Origin of the sequence: Citrobacter sp. Cpo040, assembly GCF_030332915.1 — a bacterium.
GTDB lineage: Bacteria > Pseudomonadota > Gammaproteobacteria > Enterobacterales > Enterobacteriaceae > Citrobacter > Citrobacter portucalensis.
The window spans coordinates 177,887-193,325 of the sequence record NZ_JAOWGX010000036.1 but is presented as its reverse complement, the minus strand read 5'-3'; the positions used below and the strand labels follow the sequence as shown (position 1 = coordinate 193,325).

General features: G+C 54.5%; 15 protein-coding genes, 1 other RNA gene and 1 pseudogene. 5 read left to right on the top strand and 12 right to left on the bottom strand.

What is annotated here, in order from left to right:
• Window positions 1-18: 18 nt before the first annotated feature.
• A complete protein-coding gene (locus tag OGX86_RS15785; protein ID WP_048226278.1) occupies window positions 19-372 on the bottom strand; it encodes a DUF1428 domain-containing protein in 354 nt (117 codons plus the stop codon).
• A gap of 64 nt (window positions 373-436) precedes the next feature.
• On the bottom strand, window positions 437-1,066 hold the full coding sequence (gene yczE, locus OGX86_RS15780; RefSeq protein ID WP_048214785.1) for a membrane protein YczE: 630 nt from the start codon (window positions 1,064-1,066) through the stop codon (window positions 437-439).
• Between the two features lie 87 nt (window positions 1,067-1,153).
• Between yczE and yczR the strand changes: the two genes are divergently transcribed.
• Entirely contained in the window at window positions 1,154-2,581 is a 1,428-nt protein-coding gene (gene yczR / locus OGX86_RS15775) for a MocR-like transcription factor YczR (RefSeq protein ID WP_136391582.1), read from the top strand.
• Between the two features lie 59 nt (window positions 2,582-2,640).
• Here yczR and OGX86_RS15770 read toward each other — a convergent pair whose 3' ends face one another.
• The 3 genes from OGX86_RS15770 to ffs form a co-directional block, all read right to left on the bottom strand.
• Window positions 2,641-2,859, bottom strand: a complete 219-nt coding sequence (locus OGX86_RS15770; RefSeq protein WP_048226283.1) for a hypothetical protein — start codon at window positions 2,857-2,859, stop codon at window positions 2,641-2,643.
• On the bottom strand, window positions 2,856-3,107 hold the full coding sequence (locus OGX86_RS15765; protein WP_003831029.1) for a hypothetical protein: 252 nt from the start codon (window positions 3,105-3,107) through the stop codon (window positions 2,856-2,858). The genes OGX86_RS15770 and OGX86_RS15765 overlap by 4 nt, the downstream gene beginning before the upstream one ends.
• Window positions 3,108-3,305: 198 nt before the next feature.
• An RNA gene (gene ffs / locus OGX86_RS15760) (signal recognition particle sRNA small type) lies at window positions 3,306-3,402 on the bottom strand.
• Window positions 3,403-3,486: 84 nt separating this feature from the next.
• On the opposite strand from ffs, the pseudogene OGX86_RS15755 reads away from it, so the two are divergent.
• Window positions 3,487-3,876 (top strand): annotated as a pseudogene (locus OGX86_RS15755) (MGMT family protein).
• Between the two features lie 31 nt (window positions 3,877-3,907).
• Here OGX86_RS15755 and OGX86_RS15750 read toward each other — a convergent pair.
• Entirely contained in the window at window positions 3,908-4,477 is a 570-nt protein-coding gene (locus tag OGX86_RS15750; protein ID WP_003021666.1) for a YbaY family lipoprotein, read from the bottom strand.
• Window positions 4,478-4,689: 212 nt separating this feature from the next.
• Here OGX86_RS15750 and tesB point away from each other — a divergent pair, with 212 nt between their 5' ends.
• Complete coding sequence (gene tesB / locus OGX86_RS15745; RefSeq protein WP_003831027.1) at window positions 4,690-5,550, top strand: acyl-CoA thioesterase II; 861 nt, start codon at window positions 4,690-4,692, stop codon at window positions 5,548-5,550.
• A 50-nt stretch (window positions 5,551-5,600) separates the two neighbouring features.
• Here tesB and amtB read toward each other — a convergent pair whose 3' ends face one another.
• From amtB to decR, 5 genes are all read right to left on the bottom strand, one after another.
• Window positions 5,601-6,887 (bottom strand): ammonium transporter AmtB, encoded by a 1,287-nt coding sequence (gene amtB, locus OGX86_RS15740; protein WP_286640276.1) that lies wholly within the window; start codon window positions 6,885-6,887, stop codon window positions 5,601-5,603.
• A 31-nt stretch (window positions 6,888-6,918) separates the two neighbouring features.
• The gene (glnK, locus tag OGX86_RS15735) at window positions 6,919-7,257 is read right to left on the bottom strand and encodes a P-II family nitrogen regulator (protein WP_003021657.1); all 339 of its coding nucleotides are present in this window, start codon (window positions 7,255-7,257) and stop codon (window positions 6,919-6,921) included.
• 248 nt (window positions 7,258-7,505) lie between these two features.
• Window positions 7,506-9,284 (bottom strand): SmdB family multidrug efflux ABC transporter permease/ATP-binding protein, encoded by a 1,779-nt coding sequence (locus OGX86_RS15730; protein WP_284105791.1) that lies wholly within the window; start codon window positions 9,282-9,284, stop codon window positions 7,506-7,508.
• The gene (locus OGX86_RS15725; protein ID WP_128316809.1) at window positions 9,277-11,049 is read right to left on the bottom strand and encodes a SmdA family multidrug ABC transporter permease/ATP-binding protein; all 1,773 of its coding nucleotides are present in this window, start codon (window positions 11,047-11,049) and stop codon (window positions 9,277-9,279) included. Before OGX86_RS15725 ends, OGX86_RS15730 begins: the two co-directional genes overlap by 8 nt.
• A gap of 44 nt (window positions 11,050-11,093) precedes the next feature.
• A complete protein-coding gene (gene decR, locus OGX86_RS15720) occupies window positions 11,094-11,552 on the bottom strand; it encodes a DNA-binding transcriptional regulator DecR (RefSeq protein ID WP_003831023.1) in 459 nt (152 codons plus the stop codon).
• A 116-nt stretch (window positions 11,553-11,668) separates the two neighbouring features.
• On the opposite strand from decR, the gene OGX86_RS15715 reads away from it, so the two are divergent.
• The gene (locus OGX86_RS15715; protein WP_122984023.1) at window positions 11,669-12,724 is read left to right on the top strand and encodes a PLP-dependent cysteine synthase family protein; all 1,056 of its coding nucleotides are present in this window, start codon (window positions 11,669-11,671) and stop codon (window positions 12,722-12,724) included.
• 50 nt (window positions 12,725-12,774) lie between these two features.
• Here OGX86_RS15715 and cof read toward each other — a convergent pair whose 3' ends face one another.
• Window positions 12,775-13,593 carry an HMP-PP phosphatase gene (gene cof, locus OGX86_RS15710; RefSeq protein ID WP_032942541.1) on the bottom strand — a complete coding sequence of 273 codons (819 nt, stop codon included), beginning with the start codon at window positions 13,591-13,593 and terminating at the stop codon, window positions 12,775-12,777.
• A 144-nt stretch (window positions 13,594-13,737) separates the two neighbouring features.
• Here cof and OGX86_RS15705 point away from each other — a divergent pair, with 144 nt between their 5' ends.
• The gene (locus tag OGX86_RS15705) at window positions 13,738-15,438 is read left to right on the top strand and encodes an SgrR family transcriptional regulator (protein WP_048214789.1); all 1,701 of its coding nucleotides are present in this window, start codon (window positions 13,738-13,740) and stop codon (window positions 15,436-15,438) included.
• Window position 15,439: the final 1 nt, after the last annotated feature.

Sequence of the window (15,439 nt, the reverse complement as noted above, 5' to 3'; positions counted from 1 at the left end):
GCCGCACAGCCAGTCACATCACTCTTCCATAATGGGCGCAAATCCACCGTAGATCATTCGCTTGCCGTCAAATGGCATAGATTCACCGAACTCCTTCATACGGGGATCGGACATCATCTTCTGATTCGCCGCATCGCGGACCTCTTTGGAAGGGTATTCAATCCAGCTGAATACCACTTCTTCATGCTCCTGTGCTTTCACAGCCATGCGAAAATCGGTCAGTTTGCCGTCGGGGACATCATCTGCCCAGCACTCCACTATGCGCAATGCACCGAACTCCTTGAAAAGCGGAGCTGCTTTTGCCGCCATCGCAATGTACGCCTCCTTGTTTTCAGCGGGTACGGCAACCACAAAGCCATCAACATACTTCATGAGAAAAACCTCCGAAGTGTACTGCGCGGCAAGCCGATTCCGGCCGCGTCAGTCGAGGTTAAGTTTAGTCGCCAGTAGGCGATCGCGCCCCAGGCGCATTCCTGATACGCGTACGTGACTGCGGCTGATGCCGAAACCACGGCAGGCAAAGCTGAATCAACGGTCCGATAGCCAAGGCATACAGCACCGTACCAACGCCCACGGTTCCACCCAGCAGCCAACCGATAAGCAGCACCGACACTTCGATTGCGGTTCGAATTCGTCGTACTGGCCAGCCGGTACGCGCGTGGATACCGGTCATCAGACCATCACGCGGACCGGCGCCAAAACCTGCGCCAATGTACAGGCTGGTTGCTAACGCATTCAATATTACCGCTGACACCAGCAGCCCACTGCGCGCCAGCAGAGATTCAAATCCAGGAATCACCAGCAGCGCGGCATCTGCCGCCAGCCCGATCATAATCACGTTGCTCAGCGTGCCAAAGCCTGGACGCTGGCGCAGCGGTATCCACGCCAGCAACACCAACACGCCCACGGCAATAATCACCACGCCGATATTCATCGACAATAAATTGGCTACACCCAGGTGAAACACGTTCCACGGATCGGCCCCTAAATCAGCACGGACAAACATCGCCGTCGATACACCGTACAGTGTCAGCCCGATAAACAGCTGAAGCAAACGACGCAGCATGCTTTTCCCCTCTCACTCTCAGATAACTTTCATCTTCACCGCAATTGGCACTATGATTAATGTCCAGTTTTCAAAAAGTGGACTGCTATGTCATCTCGCCGTTATGGAAGTCAGTCTTTGCAACGCCTGCTCGGACACTGGCTGGAAAGCCCCTCGCGAACGCCCATCTGGCGACAGCTGGCAGAAGCGTTACGTCTGCTTATTCTCGATGGTCGACTGGCGCTGGATAGCCGCTTACCGGGTGAACGCGAGCTCGCCGTAGTCCTGCAAGTAAGTCGAACTACCGTCGCCAGCGCTATGGCGCAACTGCGTGAAGAGGGATATCTTGAAAGCCGTCATGGTAGCGGCTCACGGGTGATCCTGCCGGAACATATTCGCCATGTGCCAACCCGGACCAGTACCGGCACAGCACTTGATTTGTCCACGGCGGCTCTAAGTGCCGGTCCCGAAATTCATCAGGCTTACCAGCAGGCGCTGTTCGCTATGCCACAGCATTTGCTGAGCTCCGGGTATCTGCCGCAGGGGTTATCGGTATTACGTGAATCCATCGCCCGGCATTATTGCGATCGCGGGCTCCCGACGCAGCCCGATGAAATCATGGTCGTGAATGGTGCAGTCAGCGGCCTGGCGCTGATCCTGCGTTTGCTCACCGGCCCCGGCGATCGCGTAGTGGTTGATCACCCCACTTATCCGCTGGCGATTGCCGCGATTCAAGGCGCATCCTGTCGCCCCGTCGGCGTGTCGCTACCCGAGCACGGTTGGGATACCGCGGGTCTGGTCGCCACCATCGCGCAAACCGCACCGAGAATGGCCTACCTGATGCCGGACTTTCACAATCCGACCGGGCGTTGCATGGACGCTGCAACTCGCCAGGTCGTGGCGGATATTGCCGAACGAACCCGCACAACCCTGGTGGTCGATGAGACGATGGTGAACCTGTGGTATGACGCCCCGCCGCCGCCGCCACTTGCCGCATTCAATCGCGACGCGCCGATCATTCTGTTGGGTTCGGCCGGGAAAAGCTTTTGGGGGGGATTACGTCTGGGCTGGATCCGTGCGTCGGCGCGAACCATTGCGGCGCTGGTACAAACCCGCGACACCTTCGATTTAGGCTCCCCGGTGCTTGAACAACTTGCCACCAGTTGGCTGCTGGATAACGCCGCCGACTTTCTTCCTGACAGAAGACGGCTACTCACATCGCAGCGCGATCTGTGCTCGAGCCTGATGAACGCACATTTCCCGGAGTGGCAGTTTACCCAGCCACAGGGAGGACTCTCTTTTTGGGTTGAACTGCCCGATACGCTGGCAACGCTGTTCGCTACGCGCGCCGAAAGCGTAGGCATTCAGTTAGGAACCGGTACGCGGTTTGGCCTTGATGGCGCATTCGATCGTTTTTTGCGTATGCCTTTCACGTTGCCGGATGACACAGCGCGTGCCGCCTTCAGGGTGTTACAACCCATTTGGGATAACCTGCGTTTGCAGGCCAACAGCGGGAAAGTACGCAAAATAATTTAAGCGACGAGTCAAAGGACTCGCCCTTATAAGCCGGGATGGATGAGAGAGTCCCGGTGATATTACCGCTGAGGGGGAACCGGAAAACCCTTCAGTGAAATCACGAAATTTTCACCGTCTTTCTTAATTTTTGCCCCGGCATCACACCAGTCTGAGGCAATACGGAAGAACTCATCGCTGCCGACGTTCCAGCTCAGACGAACATGTTTCACATAACCGGAGCGTAGTAAATCACAAGCTTCGCCGTAATTACAGGCAGTTGAGAGCGGTTGTTGTTTCATTTTTTCTTCTTCAGTAGTCTGCGCAACGCTTTGATTTCTTTAGGAGTCAGTGCTTCAACTACGGACTCTTCCGTATGCTGGCTATCGATATCTTCAGCGGAGACTCCCGCCTCTTCAACGGCGGTAAACGCAATCAGCAGCAGTTTTTCCGTCGCAACACTTAAATTTTCGTTATGCACTTCAGCGTAATGGCGAAGCTTTTCTTTTAGCGCCTCATCAATTTTGACATTCAATACAGCGGTCGACATCGTAGAAAATCCTTGTGGTCAGCCAAAACACACCGAATGTAAGACCCTGTCGTTACAGCGCGATGGCGGCGGCAAAAGCATCAAATAACATCCCCGAAACACATTGACAGCATTTGATGACAATAAAATGACAATACGATGACAAAGAAAAGAAGATAAGCGGAAGGGAAATTGCCGGACGGCAGAATTGGGTGGGGGCCCTGCCAGCTACATCCCGGCACACACGTCATCTGCCTTGGCTGCTTCCTTCCGGACCTGACCTGGTAAACAGAGTAGTGTTGCGGGAGAACCAACAGAGCCCCCATTGAGAGCGTTGTTAACCAACGCGCAGGCGCATTATCACTGCTGCACCCTGTAATTGCAACCCATCCAGCATCGGATGCTGTTTTCTTGTGCAATGCGGCTTCACTCCCTCGCCATTCGGCATTATGCTGGAGGATTAGCGCAGGAATAAATAATGGATATACAAGACACTTTCCCCCAACGCGTCTGGCAAATCGTCGCGTCAATCCCCGAAGGTTTCGTCACCACGTATGGCGATGTTGCCAGGCTTGCCGGTTCGCCGCGCGCTGCGCGCCAGGTCGGCGGCGTGCTTAAGCGTCTCCCCGAAGGCAGCACTTTGCCCTGGCATCGGGTGGTTAATCGTCATGGTGCCATTTCGCTGACCGGCCCCGACTTACAACGGCAGCGTCAGGCGTTGCTGGCAGAAGGAATAGTGGTTTCAGGAAGCGGGCAGATAGATTTACAGCGCTATCGCTGGGTGTACTAACCCTCTCCAGACGGAGAGGGTTACGACTGCCTTAGTACTGCGTGGGAGCAGGAACGGCAGAAGAGGGATTTACCTGGGTTGGTGACGTTGACGGCACCGTGGTGGCTGCCCCACCGCTTGCCTGAACCGGTACTGCTGTTTGCTGTACAGGGACCAGCGTCAGGTCAGCTTTCGTACCACCCTGATTAATGACCGTCTGAACGGTATCAGTAATAAAGACCAGTTTGTCATTAACCGTAATTGCCGCACTCAGCAGAATACGGGCGTTAGGCTGAATATCTGCCGGGTTAAATGGTAATACAAAGCTGAATGGCGCCTGCTTACCTTCAGTACGGACCGCTTTTTGCGACAGCACTTTTGACGGTGCATCGGCCAGCGACGCATCTGACAGCGTGACGGTCAGCACCGCATCGGGTGGCAAGGCCACTTTCTGGCGGATCCATACCGTACCAGAAACGTTTGGCTGTTGAATTTTAGACTGTGTGTCAGCAATTGACGTATTAGGGCTTGGCGCAGGTGTCTGAATATCTGCACTTTTATCAGCACAGGCCGCCAGAGCGACCGCAACCGCTAAACCACTTACCATGTGCACGAGTTTCATTAAATTCTCCTTATCATCTATGCACCAGCGAGAACTATCCTCGCCAGAAGAGTGGTTAACAAAAACATAACGTGACTAAGTGTGGCACAAGACAGCTGTTTTTGCCTGTAATAGGCCTTTAATTCAGACAATTGCACCCATCGGACCACTTTCAAAATTGCGTTATACTCTGCCTACCTCGCTGCGAGATCGATATAACCTGGAGAGCACGTATGAGTCTGGCGCTGAAAAATTTGCTGACATTGTTAAATCTGGAAAAAATTGAAGAAGGACTCTTTCGGGGCCAAAGTGAAGACTTAGGGTTACGTCAGGTTTTTGGGGGACAGGTTGTCGGTCAGGCGCTGTATGCCGCCAAAGAAACCGTACCGGAAGAGCGTCTGGTGCACTCCTTCCACAGCTACTTTTTACGCCCCGGCGATAGCCAAAAGCCCATCATCTATGATGTTGAAGTCTTGCGTGATGGTAACAGCTTCAGCGCGCGCCGCGTTGCCGCAATTCAGAATGGTAAACCCATTTTTTACATGACCGCCTCTTTCCAGGCACCGGAAGACGGATTTGAACATCAGAAAACCATGCCGGATGCGCCGGGTCCCGATGAGCTGAAATCAGAAACAGAAATTGCCCGCTCAGTGGCGCATTTACTGCCGCCGCTGTTGAAAGAAAAATTTATCAACGATCGTCCGTTGGAAGTGCGCCCGGTTGAATTTCATAACCCCTTAAAAGGTCACGTCGCACCTCCGGCGCGCCAGGTATGGATCCGTGCAAACGGCGAGCTGCAGGACGATCTGCGCGTCCATCAATATCTGCTGGGTTATGCCTCAGACCTGAACTTCCTGCCTGTAGCGCTGCAGCCGTACGGGATTGGTTTTCTGGAAAAAGGGATTCAGATCGCCACCATTGACCATTCAATGTGGTTCCACCGTCCGTTCAATATTAATGAGTGGTTGTTGTATAACGTCGAGAGTACTTCTGCCTCCGGTGCCAGAGGTTTTGTACGCGGGGAGTTTTATACGCAGGACGGCGTGCTGGTCGCCTCTACCGTGCAGGAAGGGGTAATGCGTAATCGCAATTGAGAATTACCGGATGGTGGCGCAAAAGCGTTACCATCCGGCAGATTGAAACATCAAGCGTTGTAAGCGTTCTCGCCGTGACTGTTCACATCCAGACCTTCGCGTTCCTGCTCTTCCGGTACGCGCAGACCCACCGTCATATCCGCCAGCTTATAGCCAATGAAGGCCACCACGCCGGACCAGACGATGGTGATCGCCACGCTTTCCAGTTGCACCAGCAGCTGATGCCCCATGGTCACTCCCTCAGCAAAGCCCACGCCGCCCAGTGAGCTGGCAGCGAAAACCCCGGTCAGGATGCAGCCAACAATACCGCACACGCCGTGCACGCCAAACACATCACACGGATCGTCCACGCGCAGAAAACGCTTCAGCATGGTTACGCCCCACAGGCCAGCCAACCCCGCAACCACACCGACAATCAGCGCCCCGCCGACACCGATGTAGCCACATGCAGGTGTTACGCCCACCAGACCCGCAATAGCGCCAGAACAGGCGCCCAGCAGAGACGGTTTGCCACGCAGCGCCCATTCACCGAAGATCCATCCGAGGATGGCGGCGGCGGTGGCGACCACGGTATTGACGAAGGCCAGTGCGGCAATTTCATTCGCCGTTCCCGCTGAACCGGCGTTAAAGCCAAACCAACCAATGTAGAGAATAGCGGTACCGGTGAAGACCATCGGCAGGTTATGCGGTTTAAAGGCTTCTTTGCCAAAACCGACGCGTTTACCAATCAGATACGCACCAACCAGACCGGCAATCGCTGCGTTGATGTGCACGACCGTCCCGCCGGCAAAATCCAGTGCGCCGTGAGAAGCCAGCAATCCGCCGCCCCAGACCATATGTGCAATGGGGATGTACGACAGCGTTAACCACACCACCACAAAAATCAGCACCGCAGAGAAACGAATACGCTCAGCCAGCGCCCCGACAATCAGCCCAACGGTGATGCAGGCAAAAGATCCCTGAAAAGCAACGTGAATGTACTGGTAGAAGCTCCCCGTGACCGCCGTCAGCGCGATGTTCTTCAGCAATACCCAGTTGAAGTTGCCGAAGAAATTATTCCCTTCGCCAAAGGCCAGTGAGTAGCCATAAACCACCCATAGAATACAAACCAGAGCGAATGTCACCGTCACCTGAGTCAGCATCGACAGTACGTTCTTACCGCGAATCAAACCGCCGTAGAACAACGCAATGCCAGGGATAGTCATAAACAGCACCAGCGCGGTACAGATCATCATAAAAGCGTTATCTGCTTTATCCGCAACCGCCGGTGCCGCCATCGCCAGTCCCGGCAGTAGTGCCAGTGAAGCAATACCCGTTTTCATCGTTGCTATCTTCATTTTTTGGTTTCCTATCACTGTGTGCCAGAAGTTACAGTGCGGCTTCGTCGGCTTCGCCGGTACGAATACGAATCACACGTTGCAGCTCGGCGACGAAGATTTTGCCGTCGCCAATTTTTCCGGTGTATGCCGCCTTACTGATGACATCAATCACGCCATCCAGTTGGTCGTCGGCAATCGCCACATCAATCTTCACCTTTGGCAGAAAATTGACGCTATATTCAGCCCCACGGTACAGCTCAGCATGACCTTTCTGTCGGCCAAACCCCTTCACTTCGGTGACGGTCAGCCCCTGAATACCAATAGACGACAGTGCTTCACGGACGTCTTCCAGTTTGAACGGTTTGATTACCACGGTAACCAGCTTCATAGATCCCCTCCAGTCAGAATTCAGTAGTGGCTGCAGATACACGAGAGGAATATTGCAAGGGGTGTGCCAGGAATGAAAAACGCGGAATGATTCAGGTTCGCCGGGTACTATCGGGAGAGAAAAAGAAAAAACGCACTATAACGGTGCATAGTGCGTTACATTTTTGCACCAGATTGTTGATTGCCGGATGGCGGCGTAAACGCCTTACCCGGCCTACGATACCGCGTGGCCGGATAAGCGCTGCGCCGTCAGGCGATAACAGAATCCTCTTGCGTGCTGGCGGCTAACTCTTCGCCCGCCAGCTGCAGCTGATACATCTGCCAGTAACGGCCTTGCGCCGCCAGTAATTGCTGGTGCGTACCACGCTCAACCGCCTGACCGCGATGCAGCACCAGAATGGTATCCGCATCGACAATCGTCGATAACCGATGCGCAATCACCACCAGCGTAGTGTGTTCACGGACCGCCGCCAGCGCGTGCTGAATGGCCTGTTCAGTACCGGAATCAATACTGGCCGTGGCTTCATCGAGGATCAGCACCTGCGGCGTTTCAACCAATACCCGCGCCAGCGCCAGCAGCTGTTTCTGCCCAACGGAGAGATTATTGCCCTGCTCGCCCAGCCGGGTATGGATCCCCTCGCTCAAACCCCGAGCCAGTTCTGCCAGTTGCACAGTCTCCAGCGCCTGCCAGACCCGCTCTTCTGAGATATCGCGACCCAGCGTGACGTTTGCCAGGAAGGTATCCGCCATCACCACCGGATCCTGCTGCACCATCGCGATGCCCTGACGTAACGCACCGTGGCTCAGAGAAGACAACGGACGTCCGTCAAGGCGGATTTCCCCCTGCGTCAGCGGGTAATATCCCATCAGCAGGCTGGCCAGCGTGCTTTTGCCGCTGCCTGTGTGTCCGACCAAAGCCACAAAGCTGCGCGAAGGCACGGACAGACTGATGTTTTGCAGCACCAGGTTGTCGTCGCGATAGGCAAATGAAACGTTATCCACCTCAATGTCTCCGCTTTTGAGCGGGCGATCGTCTTCACCATAGCGCTGACGAGGCCCGTCCATCAGTTCGAAAACTCGCTCACCAGCGACAACCGCCTGCTGCAGCATTGATTGCTGGGTGGTCAGCTCGATCAGCGGTTCGTTCAAACGGCCGAGGTAGCTGATGAACGCGTACAGCACGCCAACCTCGATGGAGGTGCCAGAGGTAAAACTGAACAGCATCAGCAAACCGCAGAGGATCAGCGCCGAGAACAGGCTCAGCAGTGGACGCAGCAAAAAACCATCCAGTCGCAGGGTTTGCATACGCGCCATATAGTGCGAGCGGCTGGCCTCGCCCATTCTCTCGCCAAACCTTGCCTGCTGGCGGAACTGCTGGATAACGCTCATGCCGTTTATGACTTCGTTAAAGCCATCGTTAATATCCGCCAGATAAGCGCGCACCCGACGCACAATCGGGGTGCTGTAGCGTTGGTAAATCACCATCACCACCAGCACGGCCGGGAAAATGGCCATTGCCACCAGCGCCATGCGCCACTCCAGGCTGAACATCGCCACCAGCATCGCGCCGATTAAGGCCGCACTGCGCAGGACCGTTGCGACCACCGTCACGTACAGGTCGCGAATAACTTCAGTATCATTGGTCACGCGGGAGATAAGCTGCCCGACGGGCTGAGTATCAAAAGCGCTGAGCGGCTGGCGCAGCGCAGCGTCCATGACGTCAGTGCGCAACTGTTGCACCACGCCAACCGCCGCCTGATTAAATAACAGCGACTGCGCGTAATGCAGACCCGCCGCCAGCAGCTGCAATCCCACATACGCCGCAACCAGCCCGGCGACCATCGCCAGCGGCAGATTGTTCTTCGCCACCATGTTATCGATAAAATAGCTAATCAGCAGCGGACCGCTGACTTCCGCCGCCGCAGCCACCCACAACATGACGACCGCAATCGTCAGCTGTTTTCGCCATGGGGAACCATACGCCAGCAGTCTTTTCAGAGTTGGCCATAATTGCCCGAAACTACGCATTAGCCGCCTCCTCGTTTATCTCTGGTGCATCAGACAGCGCCGCTTCAAGTTGCTGATAGCGGTACATGTCGCGATACCAACCGGGCTGTTGCACTAAAGATTCATGCTCACCGCGCTGAGCAATATGCCCATGCTGCATCACGATAATCTCGCTGGCTTCCGTCAGAGCCGATAAACGGTGTGCGCTGATAATCACGGTTCTGCCTTCGCCCCACTGGCGCAGGTTATGTAGGATCTGATGTTCGGTACGACCATCCACCGCCGACAGCGCATCATCCAGAATCAGAATTTCAGCGTTCAGCAGTAACGCTCGAGCAATAGAAATACGCTGTTTTTGCCCGCCAGACAGCATCACCCCGCGTTCGCCCACTTCGGTGTCGTAGCCCTGAGGAAGACGTAAAATATCCTCATGAACGCTGGCAAGGCGCGCCACATGCTCGATCTCTTCCTGCGTGGCCTGCGGGCGTCCTAAGGCGATGTTATTACCGACGGTATCGGAAAACAGGAATGGTGTCTGGCTGACAACCGCCAGTCGGCTGCGCCAGCTATCCAGCTGTAAGCGCGTTAATGGGATATCATGAAAGCGCACATCGCCCTGGGTGATATCAAAATGACGCTGGATCAGCGACAGTACCGTACTTTTTCCCGCGCCGGTCGGACCACAGATGCCCAGCATCTGTCCAGGTTTGAGCTGGAAATTCACATTTTCCAGCGTCGGGTGGGTGGTTTGAGGGTAACAAAATTCGCGAATCGCCACCGCCAGCTCGCCGCGTCCTTCCGGCACCGGTTCAGTACCGTCATCCACTACCGGCGCTTCTGCCAGCATGGCGCGAATTCGGCTATACGCGGCGCTGCCGCGTTCGACGATGTTAAACATCCAGGCCAGCGCCAGCATCGGCCAAATCATCAGACCGAGATACATCATAAAGCTGGTGAGCTGCCCGAGCGTCAGCGAGCCGTGAACCACCATCCAGCTTCCCCCGGCAATCGCCAGCAGGTTAGCCATACCAATGGCGATATAAATCGTAGGATCAAAGCGGGCGTCAATGCGCGCCACACGCAGGTTTTTCTTACCGGTATCTTCAGCATCTGCGGCAAATAATGCCGACTGCCGATCCTCCAGCCCAAAGGCCTTGATCATACGAATACTGGTCAGGCTTTCCTGAGTACGATCGTTGAGACTGGAAAACGCCGCCTGCGCCAGCTTAAAACGGTTATGGAGTCGATCGCCGTAACGTTTGATCATCAACGCCATCACCGGCATCGGCAGCAGCGCAATGAGCGTCAGTTGCCAACTTATCTGCGTTGACATCACGATCAGCACCGCACACCCCATAACCAGCGAATCTACCAGCGTCAGCACCCCTTCTCCGGCGGCAAATACGACGCGATCGACATCGTTGGTTGCCCGCGCCATCAGATCGCCCGTACGGTGCCGCAGATAAAATTCTGGATGCTGGCGACTCAACTGACGGTAATAATCTTCCCGCAGCTCAACCGCCAGTTGGTAGGATGCGCCAAACAGCAGCACGCGCCAGACATAACGCAGCAAATAAACCACCACGGCAATCAGGGCAATTGTCCCCACCCACATCAGCAGCCGCTCGGTGGTGAAGCGTTGAGTCGTCACGCCATCCACAATGATCCCGACCACTTTCGGCGGAATAAGCTGAAGGATAGCGATGATGATAAGCAGGGCCACTGCCCCGAGGTAGCGACGCCACTCCCGGCGGAAGTACCAGCTTAATTGAGCAAATAATCGCACGCGTTATGTCCTGACAAGATTTCCGGCAATAAGCGCCGGGAGAATTATTCAATAGGTAGAGCAGTTGTGTATTTAATCTGTTCCATGGCAAAGCTGGAGGTGACGTCAGACAGGCCCGGTACGCTGTTCACCAGGCGCTTATAGAATTCATCATAGCTTTTCATATCAGCAACCTGCACTCGCATCAGGTAGTCATACTCCCCTGCCATACGCCAAAACCCCAGAACCTCGGGCATTCCGGTCACTTCAGTGACAAAGCGGCAATACCATTCGCTGCTGTGATGCTGAGTTTTGATCAGCACAAACGCGGTGAGTCCCAGCCCCAGTTTTTCTGGATCCAACAGGGCGACTCTGCCCAGCAGGATACCGTCATCCTCAAGTCGTTTGAGACGTTTCCAGCAGGGGGTGGTAGTCAGATTAACGGCATCTGCTAATGCCTGCAAAGAAAGGGTGCAGTCCTGTTGCAGTAAGCCGAGTAGCTTGCGGTCAATTTTGTCTAACATATCCACTCCACAGAGAAGAATTTTCTCCTTACATTCTATTTTAAAGGCTAAATGGCAACAATTTTTTCCGTGCTTTTCGCTATTCTGGGCACAAAATGACAAATGGATATCTATTAATGATGAATAGCTCCTGGGTTAAAAACGCCATCAATGAAATCAACGCGGATTATCAGCGTTCTGCGGATACGCATCTCATTCGCCTGTCGCTACCGGCGTTCCCGGGCATTCAGCTCTATTTAAAAGATGAGAGCACGCATCCGACCGGGAGTCTGAAGCATCGTCTGGCACGCTCACTGTTTCTGTACGGATTGTGCAATGGCTGGATCAAAGAAGGCACCACCATCATTGAATCATCGTCCGGTTCAACGGCGGTCTCTGAAGCTTATTTCGCTCGACTGTTAGGGTTGCCATTTATTGCCGTCATGCCTTCCTGTACGGCAAAACGTAAAGTTGAACAGATTGAATTTTACGGCGGTCGCTGTCATTTCGTGGAAAGCGCCTGCGAAATCTATGCGGCCTCTGAGCAACTGGCGCGTGAGCTGAACGGTCATTACATGGACCAGTTCACTTACGCTGAGCGCGCCACCGACTGGCGCGGCAATAATAATATCGCCGACAGCATCTTTCGTCAGATGCAGTGCGAGCCCAACCCCGTTCCCCGCCATATTGTGATGAGCGCCGGAACCGGTGGCACCTCAGCAACCATTGGCCGCTATATTCGCTGTCAGGGCTACGACACTCAACTGATGGTAGTGGACCCGGAAAACTCGGTCTTTCTGCCCTTCTGGCAGGATCGCGATGCCACGTTACGCAGTCCGGTAGGAAGTAAAATTGAAGGCATTGGCCGCCCGCGTGTCGAACCGTCTTTCATTCCTGACGTGGTCGATGAAATGCTGCGCGTGCCGGATGCCGCAAGCGTGGCCACCGCACACTGGCTGGAAACGCAGTTGGGCCGCAAAGTCGGCGCTTCAACTGGCACCAATATGTGGGGAACGCTGCAACTTGCCGCCCGTATGCGCGATGCCGGAGAAAGCGGCTCACTAGTGACGCTGTTGTGTGACAGCGGCGAACGCTATCTGGAAACCTACTACAACCCACAGTGGGTCGATGCACACATCGGTGATTTAACGCCGTGGAAAGCGGAGCTCGCCCGACTACTGAACACCCATTAATAGGATAAAAAAAAGCCAGACGCGAAGTCTGGCTTGCTGGAAGGGATCTCTCATTCGGGGGAATAAGGTAGATGTGGATTGTCCAGCCAATGCGTCAAAAAGTGTGACACTGCCTGATTACGGCAATGTCCAATCACCGATAAATGAGGCAGTTCAGCAATCAGTTGCGGCATCGCGTTACCCATAATCAAGCCGCGCCCAACGCTGCCTAACATTTCGCGATCGTTCATGGCATCGCCAAACGCCATACACTCGGCCATTGAATAACCTAAATAGTCGCTCAACACCGCCAATGCCGATCCTTTATTACAGCCCAGCGGCAGCACCTCAAGGCAATCAAACGCGGAAAAACAGAGATTCGCCTGTTCACCCAGCGCTTCATTCAGTTGAATGCGCAATTGGATCAGAGAGTCATGATCGCCGCAGAAACAGACTTTCGTGACCTGATGCGCCGGAATACGTTTCACATCGACGATCTGATAGCGAAATCCGCTATACACATGCGCCTGCAGCAGTGAGGGGATCTCTTGTCCGGTGAACCAGCCATTGTCATTAAAGACATGCATGCTTGCGGTAGTGTCCCACTTCTGATGCAACACAATATCCGCGACATTCGGATCCAGATCCTGACGGTGTAACACGTCGCCTTCAAGAGAGTGAATGCGCGTGCCGTTACCCGTAATCAAAAAGGCGTCCAGTGAGATCGAGCCTAAAATATGGCGCATCTCAAGCACATGTCGGCCGGTAGCAAATGTCAGAGTAATATCGCGTTCACGCAGGCGCGACAGCGTTGAAAGCGTTTCGTCACCTAAATGGTGATTCGGCATCAAAAGGGTGCCATCCATATCAAATGCAGCCAGACGAGCCATTTCTTTCTCCACACTGTGACGCGGTTAACTTGTGATCCAGTATCACCTGAGATATACGGAAGTAATAGTGAATAGATAAAATGAATTGTTCCGGGTTTCTCTACGCATACACCGTTAACGAACATCCTGAAGGAAAAAGTATTAATGCGTCTGCTTAATCGCCTGAACCAGTACCAACGCCTGTGGCTGCCCTCGAACGGCGAACCGCAGTCGGTGACCGTCGGGGAACTGGCCGAACGCTGTTTTTGTAGCGAACGCCATGTACGTACCCTGCTAAAGCAAGCGCAGGATGCGGGCTGGCTGGAGTGGCATGCCCAGTCGGGGCGCGGGAAACGCGGGCAGCTGCGGTTTTTAGTGACGCCAGATTCACTGCGCAACACCATGATGGAACAGGCCCTGCAAAAGGGCGAGCAGCTTAGCGTACTGGAACTGGCTCAGCTGGCGCCGGGTGAATTAAGAACACTGTTACAACCGTTTATGGGCGGTCAGTGGCAAAACGACACGCCAACCCTGCGTATACCCTATTACCGCCCGCTCGACCCCTTGCACCCCGGTTTTCTCCCCGGTCGCGCGGAGCAACACCTCGCTGGACAAGTTTTCTCTGGCCTGACCCGGTTTGACAGCACTACGCAACGTCCCTGTGGAGACTTAGCCCACCACTGGAATATCTCCGCTGACGGCCTGCGCTGGGATTTCTATATTCGTTCCACCCTGTACTGGCATAACGGCGATGCGGTCAGCAGCACACAGCTACATCAGCAGTTGCTGAAGCTGTTAGAACTCCCCGCGCTGAATAAGCTGTTTATCAGCGTAAAGCGCATTGAGGTGACGCATCCCCAGTGTCTGACCTTTATTCTGCATCGTCCCGACTTCTGGCTGGCGCACCGTCTGGCAAGCTACAGCAGTCACCTGGCGCATCCTGAGCACCCGTTTGTGGGTACCGGCCCGTTCCGGCTGACGCTGTTTACTCCTGAGCTGGTGCGTATCGAGAGTCACGATCACTACCATCTGAGTCATCCGCTGCTAAAAGCCATTGAATACTGGATAACCCCGCAGCTCTTCTCCCAGGATTTGGGCACCAGCTGTCGCCATCCGGTGCAAATTGCGATTGGTAAACCCGAAGAGTTGCCTATGCTAAGCCAGGTAAGCAGCGGGATCAGTCTTGGTTTTTGCTATCTCACGCTCAGAAAAAGCGCGCGCCTGAATACGCAGCAGGCCCGTAGACTGATCAATATCATCCACCGTTCTTCCCTGCTACAAACGCTTGAAGTGGATGAAAATCTGATCACGCCAAGCAATGCACTGCTCCCCGGATGGACTATCCCGCAATGGGATGAACTCGATGAGGTGGCATTACCGGAAAAGCTGACGCTGGCTTATCACCTGCCGGTAGAACTTCACGCTATGGCTGAACAGCTTCGCCAGGCGTTGGCGCTGCTCGGCTGTGAATTAACGCTTATTTTTCATAATGCTAAAAACTGGGATGGCGATCATCCCTTAGCCCAGGCCGACCTGATGATGGGCGACAGGCTGATTGGTGAGGCACCTGAATATACTCTCGAACAGTGGTTGCGCTGCGATCAGCTCTGGTCACATGTATTGAATGCGCCCGCATACACACATTTGCAAACGACCCTGGATGCCCTACAAATTCAGGCCGATGAGGACGATCGCCACGCGGCTTTACAGCAAGTTTTCGCTACGCTAATGCATGACGCTACCCTGACGCCACTATTCAATTATCACTATCGCATCAGCGCGCCACCGGGCGTGAACGGCGTACGCCTGAATCCTCGTGGCTGGTTCGAGTTTACCGAAGCCTGGCTGCCACCTCCTTCAGCGTGAA

Bases quoted from the DNA above. Each gene is read 5' to 3' on its own strand.
- OGX86_RS15785 (WP_048226278.1), bottom strand. From the start codon at position 372: ATGAAGTATGTTGATGGCTTTGTGGTTGCCGTACCCGCTGAAAACAAG.
- yczE (WP_048214785.1), bottom strand. From the start codon at position 1,066: ATGCTGCGTCGTTTGCTTCAGCTGTTTATCGGGCTGACACTGTACGGT.
- yczR (WP_136391582.1), top strand. From the start codon at position 1,154: ATGTCATCTCGCCGTTATGGAAGTCAGTCTTTGCAACGCCTGCTCGGA.
- OGX86_RS15770 (WP_048226283.1), bottom strand. From the start codon at position 2,859: ATGAAACAACAACCGCTCTCAACTGCCTGTAATTACGGCGAAGCTTGT.
- OGX86_RS15765 (WP_003831029.1), bottom strand. From the start codon at position 3,107: ATGTCGACCGCTGTATTGAATGTCAAAATTGATGAGGCGCTAAAAGAA.
- OGX86_RS15750 (WP_003021666.1), bottom strand. From the start codon at position 4,477: ATGAAACTCGTGCACATGGTAAGTGGTTTAGCGGTTGCGGTCGCTCTG.
- tesB (WP_003831027.1), top strand. From the start codon at position 4,690: ATGAGTCTGGCGCTGAAAAATTTGCTGACATTGTTAAATCTGGAAAAA.
- amtB (WP_286640276.1), bottom strand. From the start codon at position 6,887: ATGAAGATAGCAACGATGAAAACGGGTATTGCTTCACTGGCACTACTG.
- glnK (WP_003021657.1), bottom strand. From the start codon at position 7,257: ATGAAGCTGGTTACCGTGGTAATCAAACCGTTCAAACTGGAAGACGTC.
- OGX86_RS15730 (WP_284105791.1), bottom strand. From the start codon at position 9,284: ATGCGTAGTTTCGGGCAATTATGGCCAACTCTGAAAAGACTGCTGGCG.
- decR (WP_003831023.1), bottom strand. From the start codon at position 11,552: ATGTTAGACAAAATTGACCGCAAGCTACTCGGCTTACTGCAACAGGAC.
- OGX86_RS15715 (WP_122984023.1), top strand. From the start codon at position 11,669: ATGATGAATAGCTCCTGGGTTAAAAACGCCATCAATGAAATCAACGCG.
- cof (WP_032942541.1), bottom strand. From the start codon at position 13,593: ATGGCTCGTCTGGCTGCATTTGATATGGATGGCACCCTTTTGATGCCG.
- OGX86_RS15705 (WP_048214789.1), top strand. From the start codon at position 13,738: ATGCGTCTGCTTAATCGCCTGAACCAGTACCAACGCCTGTGGCTGCCC.